13 protein-coding genes are annotated in these 14,608 nt (G+C 54.9%); 4 read left to right on the top strand and 9 right to left on the bottom strand.

Annotation, left to right across the window (positions count from 1 at the left end):
- Positions 1-76: 76 nt before the first annotated feature.
- The 3 genes from nadR to serB all read right to left on the bottom strand — a co-directional run bounded on the left by nadR (position 77) and on the right by serB (position 3,861).
- Positions 77-1,309 carry a multifunctional transcriptional regulator/nicotinamide-nucleotide adenylyltransferase/ribosylnicotinamide kinase NadR gene (gene nadR, locus FDX09_RS03660; RefSeq protein ID WP_137346814.1) on the bottom strand — a complete coding sequence of 411 codons (1,233 nt, stop codon included), beginning with the start codon at positions 1,307-1,309 and terminating at the stop codon, positions 77-79.
- 140 nt (positions 1,310-1,449) lie between these two features.
- Positions 1,450-2,832, bottom strand: a complete 1,383-nt coding sequence (radA, locus tag FDX09_RS03655; RefSeq protein ID WP_003829944.1) for a DNA repair protein RadA — start codon at positions 2,830-2,832, stop codon at positions 1,450-1,452.
- A 60-nt stretch (positions 2,833-2,892) separates the two neighbouring features.
- Positions 2,893-3,861, bottom strand: a complete 969-nt coding sequence (gene serB / locus FDX09_RS03650) for a phosphoserine phosphatase (RefSeq protein WP_137346813.1) — start codon at positions 3,859-3,861, stop codon at positions 2,893-2,895.
- 116 nt (positions 3,862-3,977) lie between these two features.
- Between serB and FDX09_RS03645 the strand changes: the two genes are divergently transcribed.
- Together FDX09_RS03645 and lplA are read left to right on the top strand one after the other, a co-directional pair.
- Complete coding sequence (locus tag FDX09_RS03645) at positions 3,978-4,613, top strand: YtjB family periplasmic protein (protein ID WP_038637011.1); 636 nt, start codon at positions 3,978-3,980, stop codon at positions 4,611-4,613.
- Positions 4,614-4,628: 15 nt separating this feature from the next.
- Positions 4,629-5,645 (top strand): lipoate--protein ligase LplA, encoded by a 1,017-nt coding sequence (lplA, locus tag FDX09_RS03640; protein WP_038637010.1) that lies wholly within the window; start codon positions 4,629-4,631, stop codon positions 5,643-5,645.
- 87 nt (positions 5,646-5,732) lie between these two features.
- On the opposite strand, the gene deoD is transcribed toward lplA, so the two are convergent.
- The 4 genes from deoD to deoC all read right to left on the bottom strand — a co-directional run bounded on the left by deoD (position 5,733) and on the right by deoC (position 10,047).
- Positions 5,733-6,452 (bottom strand): purine-nucleoside phosphorylase, encoded by a 720-nt coding sequence (deoD, locus tag FDX09_RS03635; RefSeq protein WP_000224864.1) that lies wholly within the window; start codon positions 6,450-6,452, stop codon positions 5,733-5,735.
- Positions 6,453-6,562: 110 nt separating this feature from the next.
- Positions 6,563-7,786 (bottom strand): phosphopentomutase, encoded by a 1,224-nt coding sequence (deoB, locus tag FDX09_RS03630; RefSeq protein WP_137346812.1) that lies wholly within the window; start codon positions 7,784-7,786, stop codon positions 6,563-6,565.
- A gap of 51 nt (positions 7,787-7,837) precedes the next feature.
- Positions 7,838-9,160, bottom strand: a complete 1,323-nt coding sequence (gene deoA / locus FDX09_RS03625; protein ID WP_137346811.1) for a thymidine phosphorylase — start codon at positions 9,158-9,160, stop codon at positions 7,838-7,840.
- A 107-nt stretch (positions 9,161-9,267) separates the two neighbouring features.
- Complete coding sequence (deoC, locus tag FDX09_RS03620; RefSeq protein ID WP_165406788.1) at positions 9,268-10,047, bottom strand: deoxyribose-phosphate aldolase; 780 nt, start codon at positions 10,045-10,047, stop codon at positions 9,268-9,270.
- A gap of 261 nt (positions 10,048-10,308) precedes the next feature.
- Between deoC and FDX09_RS03615 the strand changes: the two genes are divergently transcribed.
- Positions 10,309-11,859 (top strand): YjjI family glycine radical enzyme, encoded by a 1,551-nt coding sequence (locus tag FDX09_RS03615; RefSeq protein WP_137346810.1) that lies wholly within the window; start codon positions 10,309-10,311, stop codon positions 11,857-11,859.
- A complete protein-coding gene (locus tag FDX09_RS03610) occupies positions 11,831-12,694 on the top strand; it encodes a YjjW family glycine radical enzyme activase (RefSeq protein WP_137346809.1) in 864 nt (287 codons plus the stop codon). The genes FDX09_RS03615 and FDX09_RS03610 overlap by 29 nt, the downstream gene beginning before the upstream one ends.
- 64 nt (positions 12,695-12,758) lie before the next feature.
- Here FDX09_RS03610 and FDX09_RS03605 read toward each other — a convergent pair whose 3' ends face one another.
- Both FDX09_RS03605 and FDX09_RS03600 read right to left on the bottom strand, forming a co-directional pair.
- A complete protein-coding gene (locus tag FDX09_RS03605; protein ID WP_137346808.1) occupies positions 12,759-13,535 on the bottom strand; it encodes a metal-dependent hydrolase in 777 nt (258 codons plus the stop codon).
- Positions 13,532-14,605, bottom strand: a complete 1,074-nt coding sequence (locus FDX09_RS03600; protein WP_137346807.1) for a patatin family protein — start codon at positions 14,603-14,605, stop codon at positions 13,532-13,534. Before FDX09_RS03600 ends, FDX09_RS03605 begins: the two co-directional genes overlap by 4 nt.
- Positions 14,606-14,608: the final 3 nt, after the last annotated feature.

Raw genomic sequence — 14,608 nt, 5'->3', positions numbered from 1 at the left:
GTTAAGCGCCGTATCCGGTCTACGAGGTTAATGCAACTTCCAGGCCGGATAAGCGCGGCGCTATCCGGCATTTAATCTATCTCTGCTCGCCCATCAACTCTTTCACCAGCTCCACGCAGCGCAGGAATCGACCATCGTAGTCAGGTTCCTGAACGTGCACGAAATCAATATTGTTTTCCTGCAGCATCTCGACCAGCAGCGACTGAAACGCTTTTCGGTCAACCGAGCTGCCAAGGCTACGCAAACCATCCGCCACCCATGGGGTGTTGTTTTCCAGCAGGATCACCAGGTCAAAACGGTACTCATCAATCAGCGCCTGCACAAACGGGTGTTCACGCCCTTCGTACTTTTTACAGAATGCCTGAGTGGTCACGAAATCGGTATCGATAAACGCCACTTTATTGGCATACTTGACAGCAAAATCAATGTATTGCGCTTGTCCGAGGGCAATCTTATCGTAGTCGGAATATTGCAACGCCATCTCGTCGCCGCCCAAATGGGAGAAGACGTAATCACGCCCGTATTCCCACGCACTGGTGGTGTTAAAGATATTGGCGAGCTTGTTCACCAGCGTCGATTTTCCGCTCGACTCCCCGCCAAGGATCGCCACGGTGCGCACGAAAAACGGCTTCACTTCGGTGGGAATATACTCCCAATAGCGAAACGGGTTTTCGCGGATTTGCCCGCCACTGATGCTCATAAACGTCCGTTTCGGATCCACCAGCACCGTTTCGATCCCCAAATGTTTCAGATACTGCGGGGCATCTGACTCTTCAGAGGTGTAGATCCAGTTTGGCTGGATCCCCTTCTCCTGCATAAACGTTTTGATGCCGTTGCCCCACACATCCCAACCGTGCGGATACGGTTCCATGCCCTCTTCGTTGAAGGCATGAATTCGGATATTTTTCTGATATTTAAATGTTTGCAGCAGCCAACGTAAACGATCGGGCACCGTCGGCTGTTGCGACATGGCGCTGTCTTCAAACAGGCTGCGATCGCGCGTATCGTCATAACCCATGATGATATGCAGCTCATCGACCTGACTACAGGCACGCTGGATCAGATAGATGTGGCCGGTGTGCAGCGGATAAAACTTACCGAATACCACACCGATATTTTTCTGCTGGCGCGGAAACTCCAGCCCGAGAAAACGGTGCAGCGCCTCCAGCTTTTGCGCGCTGGGGCTTTTGATTTTGGCATTCAGCAGTTGGCTTAAATATCCCTTGGTCATGCCACTGGCATCCGCCACCTGTTGCAGGGTACAGCCCTTTTGCTTTATGGCGGTTTTGAGATAGTCGAACGATGACACAAGAGCCTCCTGCTGGAAAAATCGCGTAACACTGCCTGATGGCGCTTCGCTTATCAGGCCTACAACATCAATCCGTAGGCCGGATAAGACGCATTGCGTCGCCATCCGGCAAATTATACAACATCACTGCATACAGAGGATTATAAGTCGTCAAACACACTTAACGCATCTGCAAGCTTTTTAACGCCAAAAACCTGCATCCCTTCCGGCACTTTTTTCGGGACGTTGGCGGCAGGCACAATCGCCCGACGGAAGCCATGCTTCGCCGCTTCAGAAATACGTTCCTGGCCGCTCGGCACCGGGCGAATCTCGCCCGCCAGTCCCACTTCGCCAAAGACCACTAAATCCTGCGGTAGCGGTCTGTCACGCAGGCTGGAGACCATTGCCAGCAGCAGCGCCAGATCGGCGCTGGTTTCGGTGACTTTGACACCACCGACCACGTTGACGAACACATCCTGATCCGCCATCTGCAAGCCGCCGTGACGATGCAGCACCGCCAGAAGAATCGCCAGACGGTTCTGTTCCAGACCGACCGCCACGCGACGCGGGTTCGCCATCATTGAGTGATCGACCAGCGCCTGAATCTCTACCAGCAGCGGACGCGTACCTTCCCAGACCACCATCACCGAACTACCGGAAGTAACTTCATCGCCACGGCTTAAGAAGATAGCGGAAGGGTTGCTGACTTCACGCAGGCCCTGCTCGGTCATGGCAAAGACGCCCAGCTCATTCACCGCGCCAAAGCGGTTTTTATGGCTACGCAGGGTACGGAAACGGGAGTCGGCATCGCCGTCGAGCAGTACCGAGCAGTCGATACAGTGCTCTAGCACTTTTGGCCCGGCCAGCGATCCGTCTTTCGTCACATGACCTACCATCACAATCGCCACGCCGCGCGTTTTGGCAAAGCGCGTCAGGTAAGCGGCCGTTTCGCGCACCTGCGCCACGCTGCCCGGCGAAGACTGAATATCCGCCATGTGCATCACCTGAATGGAGTCGATCACCATCAGCTTCGGCTGTTCTTCTTCGGCAATCAGGCAAATTTGTTCGATGCTGGTTTCCGACAGCATGTTCAGATTCGCCGTCGGCAGGCCAAGCCGATGCGCGCGCATCGCCACCTGCTGTAGCGACTCTTCGCCGGTGACGTACAGCGTTTTCATCTGCTCGGCGAGCTTGCACAGCGTTTGCAGCAGCAACGTCGATTTGCCCGCGCCAGGGTTACCGCCAATCAGAATAGCGCTGCCAGGTACCACCCCACCGCCCAGCACGCGGTCAAACTCTTTAAATCCGGTGGAAAAACGCGGCAATTCCTCAAGGCTGATGTCAGACAGCTTCTGCACTTTTGCGACACCCGCATTCCCGGCATAGCCGCTGAGCCGCTCGTTACGCGCCACCGTCGGCGACGCGGCAAGGCGCACCTCGGTAATGGTGTTCCAGGCCTGGCAGGCGCTGCATTGCCCCTGCCAGCGCGGGTAATCGGCCCCGCATTCATTACAAACAAAGGCGCGTTTTGGAGCTTTTGCCACGTTTTACCTCTTTCGTTAACGCTTTTGCCGGATGGCGCTGACGCTTATCCGGCATCAACACTATTTCTGGTTCATACTGCCGGAGAGAATGCAGAACACCCCCATCAGATCGGCGTGACGGATAGTAATCTCTGTCTTTTCATTCACTTTGGGTTTGGCATGATACGCAATGCCCAACCCTGCGGTTTTAATCATCGGCAGATCGTTCGCGCCGTCGCCGATCGCCACCGTCTGCGCCATCGGGATCTCATACTCTTGCGCCAGACGGGTCAGCGTATTGGCTTTGTACTGCGCATCGACGATATCGCCAATCACATTGCCGGTAAATTTACCGTCCATGATCTCCAGCTCGTTTGCGACAGCCGCCGTCAGACGTAACTTATTACGCAGATAATCCGCAAAGAAGGTAAACCCGCCGGAGGCGATAGCCACTTTCCAGCCCAGCGTTTCCAGCTTCAACACCAGTTGAGTCAGACCAGGCATCAGCGGTAAATTTTCGCGTACCTGATGCAAAATATTGGCATCCGCGCCTTTCAGCGTTGCCACACGGCTGCGCAGGCTGGCGGTAAAGTCCAGTTCACCGCGCATCGCACGTTCAGTGACTTCGGCAACCATCTCGCCGGTGCCGGCCAGCTTCGCGATTTCATCAATGCACTCGATCTGGATCGCCGTTGAATCCATATCCATCACCAGCAAACCCGGCGTACGCAGATGTGGAATCTTGCCGAGTGGCGCAACATCCAGTCTGGCATCATGCGCCAGTTTTGCCGCACGCGGCGTTAACGAACCCGCCAGGCGAATCACCTGATAATCCTCAACGTACCAGGCGGCCACGATCACCATCGCCGCGCCCAGTTTGCTCTGGTATTGCGTGAGACGTTGTTTATCCAGCCCGCGACCATACAGCAGCCAGCCACTACGGCCCGCGTGGTAATCCAGCGGCATGACTTCATCGCCACTTAAAGAGAGGGGCAGACCTGGCCACAGAGAGACATCTTCAGGTAGATCGCACCAGGTAATGTTAGGCATTAAAGCTCCTGTAAAATCGTTCGGGTCGGAATCATCCAGGGGAAAATAACGCATGAGGCTACCCTGTAACCAGCGCTTCTGGCAACATTAAGTCTCAAATTTTCAGCAGGTGGAATATGGCTCGCACAAAACTGAAATTCCGACTACATCGTGCAGTGATTGTATTGTCCTGCCTGGCGCTGCTCGTCGCCCTGATGCAGGGCGCATCCTGGTTTAGTCAAAGCCACCAGCAACAACGTAATCCGCAACTGGAAGAGCTGGCCCGTACGTTGGCACGTCAGGTCGCATTAAACGTCGCGCCGCTGATGCATACCGAAACGCCGGATGAAAAGCGCATTAAAGCAGTGCTCACGCAACTGACGGAAAGCAGCCGTATTCTGGATGCGGGCGTGTACGATGAACAGGGAGACCTGATTACTCGTACAGGTGAGAGCGTTAACGTTCGTGACCGACTGGCGCTGGACGGTAAAAAAGCCGGGGGCTATTTTAACCAGCAGATTGTCGAACCCATTCAAGGCAAAAATGGTCCACTGGGCTATCTGCGCCTGACGCTGGATACCCACACGCTCGCCACCGAGGCCAAACAGGTGGATAACACCACCAACATTCTACGCCTTATGCTGCTCCTGTCACTGGCGATTGGCGTGGTGCTGACCCGCACCTTACTGCAAGGTAAGCGCACCCGCTGGCAACAATCGCCGTTCCTGCTTACCGCCAACAAACCGGTGCAGGAAGAAGATAAAGATGATTAAGAAAAGGAAATCGCTATGACTACCCTGCGCCTGCTTATCTCAGACTCTTACGATCCGTGGTTTAACCTGGCGGTTGAAGAGTGCATATTTCGCCAGATGCCCGCTACGCAACGCGTTCTGTTCTTGTGGCGTAACGCCGATACGGTGGTGATTGGCCGGGCGCAAAACCCATGGAAAGAGTGTAATACCCGCCGTATGGAAGAGGATAACGTGCGGCTCGCCCGTCGCAGCAGCGGCGGCGGCGCGGTGTTCCATGATTTAGGCAATACCTGCTTTACCTTTATGGCCGGCAAACCGGAATACGACAAAACTATCTCTACCGCTATCGTACTCAATGCACTGAATTCATTGGGCGTTATGGCCGATGCTTCGGGACGCAACGATCTGGTGGTGAAAACGCCGGACGGCGATCGCAAAGTCTCTGGTTCAGCCTATCGCGAAACCAAAGATCGCGGCTTCCATCACGGTACGCTGCTGCTGAATGCAGACCTCAGCCGCCTGGCGAACTATCTGAATCCGGATAAAAAGAAACTCGCGGCGAAAGGGATTACCTCCGTTCGCTCCCGCGTGGCCAATCTTACCGAGCTATTACCGGGCATCACCCATGAACAGGTCTGCCAGGCGGTCACGGACGCCTTTTTCGCCCATTACGGCGAGCGCGTCGAAGCAGAAGTAATATCCCCGGATAAAACGCCGGATTTGCCGAATTTTGCCGAAACCTTTGCGCGCCAGAGTAGTTGGGAGTGGAATTTCGGCCAGGCGCCAGCGTTCAGCCATCTGCTGGACGAGCGTTTCACCTGGGGCGGCGTCGAGCTACATTTCGACGTCGAAAAAGGTCATATCACCCGTGCACAGGTCTTTACCGACAGCCTCAATCCCGCGCCACTGGAAGCGCTGGCGGGGCGGTTGCAAGGGTGTTTGTATCGCGCGGATATGCTGCAACAGGAGTGCGAGGCGCTGCTGGTTGATTTCCCGGAGCAAGAAAAAGAACTACGAGAACTGTCGGCGTGGATTGCCGGAGCGGTGCGTTAATAAAAAAAAGCCGGATGGCGGCTACGCCTTATCCGGCCTACGATCGCGAGGCCCGGTAAGCGCAGCGTCACCGGGCATCACACAGTCTTACTCTTTATCGCCCAGCAGAACAGATTCCAGCGCGATTTTGATCATATCGTTGAAGGTCGTCTGACGCTCAGCGGCCGTGGTCTGCTCGTGGGTACGAATATGGTCGGACACGGTGCAGATGGTCAGCGCTTTCGCACCAAACTCAGCAGCAACGCCGTAGATGCCCGCCGCTTCCATTTCCACGCCCAGTACGCCGTATTTTTCCATCACGTCGAACATTTCGCCGTCCGGAGAGTAGAACAGGTCAGCGGAGAACAGGTTGCCTACGCGCGCGTCAACGCCCAGCGCTTTTGCCGCATCAACCGCGTTACGTACCATGTCAAAGTCAGCGATAGCCGCAAAGTCATGATCTTTAAAACGGATACGGTTCACTTTGGAGTCGGTGCAGGCGCCCATACCGATCACCACGTCGCGCAGTTTGACGTCCATACGCACAGCACCGCAGGAGCCGACGCGAATGATTTTCTTCACGCCGAAATCGGTGATCAGCTCTTTGGTGTAGATGGAGCAGGATGGGATACCCATACCGTGGCCCATAACAGAAATCTTACGGCCTTTGTAAGTACCGGTGAAACCTAACATGCCGCGAACGTTATTCACTTCACGAACATCTTCGAGGAAAGTTTCAGCAATATGTTTTGCACGCAGCGGGTCGCCCGGCATCAATACGACGTCAGCGAAATCACCCATTTCTGCATTAATATGTGGAGTTGCCATCTTCAGTTCCTTTTACATTGTTGTTTTTGCCGGATGGCGGCTGCGCCTTATCCGGCCTACAAACGATTCCTGGTAGGCCGGATAAGCGTAGCACCATCCGGCAACGGGCATTACAGCATGTTTTTACCGTAGTCCATTGGCGACGTACCGAAGTAGCTCGCCAGCGTCTGGCCGATATCCGCGAAGGTTTCACGGTGACCTAAAGAGCCCGGTTTCACTTTCGGGCCGTAGATCAGCACCGGAATGTGCTCACGGGTATGGTCGGTACCGGTCCAGCTCGGGTCGCAGCCGTGGTCGGCGGTGAGGATCAGAATGTCATCTTCACCCACCAGTTCCATCAGCTCCGGCAGACGGCGGTCAAACAGTTCCAGACCAGCAGCATAGCCCGCGATGTCGCGGCGGTGACCCCAGGAAGAGTCGAAGTCCACGAAGTTAGTGAAGACAATGGTCTCGTCACCCGCTTCTTTCATCTCTTTAATCGTGGCGTCGAACAGCGCATCCAGGCCGGTCGCTTTCACTTTTTTGGTGATACCGCAGTTGGCGTAAATATCCGCGATCTTACCGACAGAGACAACATGACCTTTTTTCTCGTCAACCAGTTTCTGCAGCACGGTCGGCGCTGGCGGCTCAACGGCCAGGTCGTGACGGTTACCGGTACGCTGGAAGTTACCGGCTTTATCACCGATAAACGGACGCGCGATAACACGACCGATGTTGTAACCACCCTCGGTCAGCTCTTCACGCGCGATTTCACACAGCTCGTAGAGTTTATCCAGGCCAAAGGTCTCTTCATGACAGGCAATCTGGAACACGGAGTCAGCGGAGGTATAGAAAATCGGCTTCCCGGTTTTCATATGTTCTTCGCCCAGTTGATCCAGAATCACGGTACCGGAAGAGTGGCAGTTACCGAGGTAACCCGGCAGGTTGGCACGTTTTACCAGCTTATCCAGCAGTTCCTGCGGGAAGCTGTTTTCGTGGTCGCTAAAGTAACCCCAGTCAAACAGAACCGGCACTCCGGCGATTTCCCAGTGGCCAGACGGCGTATCTTTCCCGGAAGAGAGTTCATGCGCCCATGCGTAGGCGCCAATGACTTCCGCATTACCGTCCATACCAGCAGAAATTTTACCGGTAGAACCTTCGTGAGCTTTCACCAGGCCCAGACGGGTCAGGTTAGGCAGATTCAGTGGGCCTTTGCGACCATTGTCAGCCTCACCTTTCGCACAGGCTTCTGCAATGTGTCCCATAGTGTCTGAGCCTACGTCGCCAAAGCGATCCGCATCTTCAGTCGCACCAATACCAAAGGAGTCCAGCACCATAATAAATGCACGTTTCATCTTGTTCTCCATACATCTGCGCCGCAAAAAAGCGATCAGATCAGTATACAGTTATTCGGTTATACGACGATAGACTGTCGGTGTAATTTCTGGCGCTTTATTGTCAAGGCTGATTGCCGCTTTGACCGCTTTCGCCGCGTCCTGCCAACTGGCTTCATCTTTCGCGTGGATCACTGCCAGCGGACGCTGTCCGTCTACGCTGTCGCCCAAACGGGCCATGTCGCTAAAGCCGACGCTGTAATCGATGGTATCCGATGCCTGACGGCGTCCACCGCCCATGGAAACGACTGCCATACCCAACGCGCGGGTATCCATCGCGCTGACAAAGCCCTCAGTATCAGCATATACCGCTTTGCTGAGCATTGCCGTCGGCAGATACTTCGCATAGTTTTCGACGAAGTCGGTCGGGCCTTTCTGCGCCGCAACCATACGGCCAAAAATTTCCGCCGCTTTACCGTTGTCCAGCACCGCCTGCAATTTCGCGCGGGCTTCGGCGTCATCTTTCGCCAGATTGCCGGAGATCAGCATTTCCACGCACAGCGCCATGGTGACATCTAACAGACGTGGATTACGGTATTCACCTGTCAGGAACTGGACAGCCTCGCGGACTTCTACCGCGTTACCTGCGCTGGAAGCCAGCACCTGGTTCATATCAGTTAACAGCGCGGTGGTACGTACACCCGCCCCGTTCGCCACGCCGACAATTGCTTCGGCAAGGGCTTCAGAAAGTTCATAGGTCGGCATAAACGCGCCGCTGCCTACTTTCACGTCCATCACCAACGCATCCAGCCCTTCCGCCAGCTTTTTCGCCAGGATAGAGCCGGTAATCAGCGGGATGGAATCCACCGTCGCGGTAATATCGCGGGTGGCATAAAAACGTTTATCCGCCGGTGCGAGCGAGCTGGTTTGCCCAATAATCGCCACACCCACATCTTTAATAATTTCACGGAAACGCGCGTCGTCCGGGAAGATATCAAACCCAGGAATCGCTTCCAGTTTATCGAGCGTACCGCCGGTATGACCCAGGCCGCGCCCGGAAATCATCGGAATATAGCCGCCACAGGCAGCCACCATCGGGCCTAACATCAGCGACGTTACGTCGCCCACGCCGCCGGTAGAGTGTTTATCCACAATCGGGCCGTTCAGTTGCAGGCTTTTCCAGTCCAGCACGGTTCCTGAATCACGCATTGCCATGGTCAGCGAAACTCGCTCAGGCATTGTCATATCGTGGAAGAAAATGGTCATCGCCAGGGCGGCGATTTGCCCCTCAGAGATGGTGTTGTCGCGAATCCCATTGATAAAGAAACGAATTTCTTCATCGCTCAGCGCATGACCATCACGTTTTTTACGAATAATTTCTTGTGCGAGAAACACGGTAACCTCCCGATTATGGGCCGGGTAAGCAGTACGCTCCCCGGCTAGTCGTATTGATGCCGGATGGCGGCTTACGCCTTATCCGGCCTACGATGGGCAATTCAAACTTAGTAGCTGCTTGCGCTCTTACCGTCGCCGTGACCCAGCGCTTTGAGCAGGCTCGCCAGCAGGCTGGATGCGCCAAAACGGTAATGGCGGGAATCTGCCCAGTCAGCGCCAAACAGTTCGTCGGCAATCGCCAGGAACTGCTGTGCATCTTCTGCAGTACGTACGCCGCCAGCGGGTTTGAATCCAACGGTTTTAGAAACGCCCATATCACGGATCACTTCCATCATGATGCGTGCGCTTTCCGGCGTCGCATTGACCGGTACTTTACCGGTAGACGTTTTGATGAAATCAGCACCCGCTTTGATAGAAATTTCAGACGCTTTGCGAATCAGGGCTTCTTCTTTCAGCTCACCAGTTTCGATGATCACTTTCAGCAGCACATTTGCTGCCGCACATGCATCTTTACAGGCTTTAACCAGATCAAAACCAATCTGCTCATTACCCGCGATCAGCGCACGATACGGGAACACCACGTCAACTTCGTCAGCACCGTAGGCAATCGCCGCGCGGGTTTCAGCCAGCGCGATCTCAATGTCGTCATTGCCGTGCGGGAAGTTGGTGACGGTGGCAATACGGATATCCGGTGTGCCCTGCTCTTTCAGGGTCTTACGCGCAACAGGAATGAAACGTGGATAGATGCAAATTGCTGCCGTATTGCCAACCGGGGTCTTCGCCTGATGACACAGCGCGATCACTTTTTCATTGGTGTCGTCGTCATTCAGGGTGGTCAGATCCATCAGTTTCAGTGCACGCAGGCTGCTTGCTGTTAAATCGGTCATAACATTCTCCAACGGCATCGCCGTATAAAATTTCACCTTGCGAGTTTGTTAGTATTCTAACATCCGCTCGCGATTACACTTCGATATACATCACAGTTAATGAAAACCACATACAGATTTGCATTACTCTAATGAGATCTGCTTCAAATAATTCACCTTTACACAGCAGGTGCGGTGGCATCAGACGCATCCGGATCAAAGGTTGCGGCGGCATAGCTTTCTACAATGGTGCTATACCTTCGGCACATAAAGGAACCAACGATGCCCACTTCAAGCGAATTCGCGCTGCAACAGCGGTGCCAACAAATCGTGACCAGCCCGACGCTCAGCCCTGAGCAGAAACGCCACTTTTTGGCGCTGGAGGCTGAAAACGCGCTGCCTTATCCGCCACTGTCCGCTGAGGCCCGCCAGGCGCTGGATGACGGGGTGATCTGCGATATGTACGAAGGTCATGCCCCGTTCAAACCGCGCTATGTGCTGCCTGATTACGCGCGTTTTTTGGCCAACGGTTCCTCATGGCTGGAGCTTGAAGGCGCCAGCGACCTTGATGATGCGCTGTCCTTGCTCACCATCCTGTACCACCACGTTCCGTCAGTGACCTCGATGCCGGTCTACCTCGGTCAGCTCGACGCTCTGTTGCAACCGTATGTTAGAATTCTAACACAAGAAGAGATCGATATTCGAATAAAACGTTTCTGGCGTTATCTCGACAGAACCCTGCCAGACGCGTTTATGCATGCCAATATCGGCCCTGCCGATACGCCAGTCACCCGCGCAATTTTACGTGCAGATGCAGAGTTAAAGCAGGTTTCACCGAATCTGACATTCATTTATGATCCGCAAATTACCCCTGATGATCTGCTGCTCAACGTGGCGCAAAATATCTGCGAGTGCAGTAAGCCGCACATATCCAACGGCCCCGTAAATGATAAAATTTTCACAAAAGGTCAGTATGGCGTCGTGAGTTGTTACAACTCTTTACCGCTCGCCGGGGGCGGCAGCACGCTGGTCAGGCTCAATCTGAAAGCCATCGCAGAGCGCAGCACCTCTGTCGATGACTTCTTTACACGCACCCTACCGCACTACTGCCAGCAGCAAATCGCCATCATTGATTCACGATGTGAATTCCTCTACACGAAATCACATTTCTTTGAGAATAGCTTCCTCGTGCAGGAAGGGTTGATTGATCCCGAACGTTTTGCGCCGATGTTCGGGATGTATGGTCTGGCGGAAGCGGTAAACCTGCTGTGCGAAAAGGCAGGACAAAGCGCCCGCTACGGGAAAGATGCGTTCGCCAATCAGCTCGGGTATCGCATTAGCGCCCAACTGGCGGAGTTTGTCGAACGCACGCCGGTGAAGTATGGCTGGCAGCAGCGCGCGATGCTGCATGCACAGTCGGGGATCAGTTCTGACATCGGCACCACGCCCGGCGCGCGTCTGCCTTATGGTGATGAACCTGACCCCATCACCCATCTGCAAACCGTCGCGCCGCATCACGCATATTATCACGCCGGGATCAGCGATATCCTGACGCTGGATGAAACCATCAAGCGTAATCCACAGGCGCTGGTGCAACTGTGCCTCGGCGCGTTTAAAGCCGGAATGCGTGAATTCACCGCCAACGTGAGCGGCAACGATCTGGTCCGCGTCACGGGCTATATGGTGCGCCTGTCGGATCTGGAAAAATATCGTGCCGAAGGATCTCGCACTAACACCACCTGGCTTGGTGAAGAGGCCGCACGCAATACGCGCATTCTGGAACGACAACCTCGTGTGATAAGCCATGAACAGCAGATGCGCTTCAGTAAGTAAACTGATCCCTTTCTCCTGCGTCGACGGGCCGGGCAGCCGCCTGGCTCTGTTCCTGCAAGGGTGTAATCTGCGCTGTAAGAACTGCCACAATCCATGGACGATGGGGCGCTGCAACGACTGCGGAGAATGTGTGCTGCATTGCCCGCATGAAGCGCTAAGCCTGAGTGCAGGAAAAGTATGGTGGCAGTCCGATGTGTGTCAGCAGTGCGACACCTGCCTGCGCCTGTGCCCGCAGCAGGCGACGCCGATGGCGCAAACCATGAGCGTTGATCAGGTGCTGCAGCATATTCGCAAGGCAGCCCTGTTTATTGAGGGAATTACGGTCAGCGGTGGTGAAGCGACTACCCAGTTGCCGTTTATTGTGGCGCTGTTTACCGCGCTCAAAAGCGATCCTCTGCTGCAACATCTGACCTGCATGGTCGACAGCAACGGCATGCTGAGCGAAACCGGCTGGCAAAAACTATTGCCGGTGTGCGACGGGGTAATGCTCGATTTAAAAGCCTGGGATAGCCTGTGCCATCGCCAGCTTACCGGTCGAGATAATACGCTGATTAAACAAAGCATTATCTTTCTGTCAAGGCAGGGAAAGCTTGCTGAGCTACGCCTGTTGGTGATCCCCGATCGGGTGGATTATTTGCAGCATATTGATGCGCTGGCGGCGTTCATTAAGCAGTCAGGCGAGGTACCGGTACGGCTGAATGCCTTTCATGCGCATGGGGTGTATGGCGAAGCAAAAGACTGGCCGAGCGCAACGCCAGAGGATGTGGAGCAACTGGCGGCAGGATTGCGCGAGCGTGGGGTGGATAACCTGATTTTCCCGGCGCTGTATCTGTGATTGCCGGATGCGACGACATCATAGGTAGGCTGGATAAGGCACAGCCGCCATCCGGGCCCAACAATCACACATTAAACAATGCGGTCGTATTGCGATACAGCGCATCTGCTATCACGTCCGCAGGCTCTTGACGCAGTTCGCATAGTGTCTCAAACACTCTGAGGGCCTGCTCGGGGCGGTTGGGCTGTCCCTGAAAGCCATTGAGCGGCATGTCCGGCGCGTCGGTTTCCAGCAGGAGTGATTCCAGCGGCAGTTGCGTCATCACCTCACGGGTTTTACTGGCGCGTGGATAGGTAATGGTGCCGCCAACGCCAATTTTGTACCCCAGTTGCACAAAGCGTTGCGCCTGCTGCAAACTCCCGGAAAAACCATGCACCACGCCGGTTCGTGGCAGAGCATGGCGTTTCAGATGCATCGCCAGCTTGTCATGAGTCCGTCGCGAATGCAGGATCACCGGCAGTTCGTAACGCTTCGCCAGGTTAAGCTGCGCGTCCAGCACCCGTTCTTGTTTATCAAATTGCGGATCGTCCCGATAAAGGTCCAGTCCAATCTCGCCTACGGCTACCAGCTTTTGCGGGCGCGTATCCAGCGCCTGCTGCAGTTGGTCCAGACTGTCATCGCCGTGTTGTTCAATAACAATCGGATGCAGACCCAAAGCCGCAAACAACGGCGGATACTTTTCCGCTAACGCCAGTACGCGGGAAAAGTTTGCCGCCTGCGTCGCCGGAACAATGATGCAATTCACACCGACCGCCGCGGCACGTTGAATGCTGGCGGGCTCATCATCGGTAAACGGCGGGAAATCAAAGTGACAATGTGTATCAATGAAACGAAAACTCACGCCAGATCCTCGCTATCAAACGTTGTATCGTTAGCCTGAGGCGCATTGGTCACCACGGGCGCGTGGGCATCGTTGGCCACCGGTGCGGGAGGAACCACCACCGGTCCCGGCACGACAATCTTCGGCGTCTGACGAGGCAATGGCGCGTTTTTCGCCAACAACTTGCCGACGGTGGCCAGGAAGTAACGACCACACAAACGCCCGGTCTTATAGTCTTCTCGCAGCGCCGGAATACGGCTTCCCAGCGCCATGCTGTGGAGCGGTTTAGGCGGATAGATCTCAAAGATTCGCAGCTTACCCGGCGGCTTTTCAATAAAACTCTGGATCGCGCGATAGCTGGCTTCATGGTGCTGGACCAAATTCAGCAACGGTTGCAGACTGCTTTCGCCCAGCCAGCGCTCCATACGTTTGAACCACTGCGGGGTGTAGTACATTTGCGAAGGCACAGTGCGGATCACCACCAGCGTTTTTGCGCCATGCTTCGCCGCTTCCTGTACGGGTATGGCATCGCTGACTCCCCCGTCCAGATAGTTCACACCGTCCAGCGCAACGCCAGTGCGGTAGAATCCCGGAATAGCGCTGGAGGCGCGAATGAGATCGAGCCAGTTTTGCCGGTTTGGCGAAAAATAACCAGGCGTATAATCATCACCCCGACAGGCGCACATATAAAACGCTTTCCCAGAGGCAAACAGACGCTCGGCGTTATCCATCGCCAGCGGCATCTGGGATGAGGTCGAATCCACCAGCCAGTCGAGATCGATTAAGTTTCCCCCGCGCACAAAGCGCACCGGGTCAAAAAACTCACGGCGGGTGGTGTAACGCATAATGACTTTACGACCGTAACCGGGCTGGTTACACAGATAGGCTGAAAGGTTTTGCGCCCCGGCGGACGTCCCGTAGTAAAGGTCAAAGGGATTGAACTGCGCACGCATGAACTCATCCAGTACGCCAGCGGTAAAGATTCCTCTTTGTCCCCCACCCTCACACACCAGCGCTATACTGCCTGGTTGAAACGGACGTAACGATAACGGCGCAATATTACCGAGCGTGACGGGTATTCTCTGCCCCACCTC

The organism is Citrobacter sp. wls717 (assembly GCF_005280955.1).
GTDB classification, from domain to species: Bacteria; Pseudomonadota; Gammaproteobacteria; order Enterobacterales; family Enterobacteriaceae; genus Citrobacter; species Citrobacter werkmanii.
Note: the sequence above shows the minus strand (reverse complement) of the source record. Positions and strands in the feature narration are given on the sequence as shown.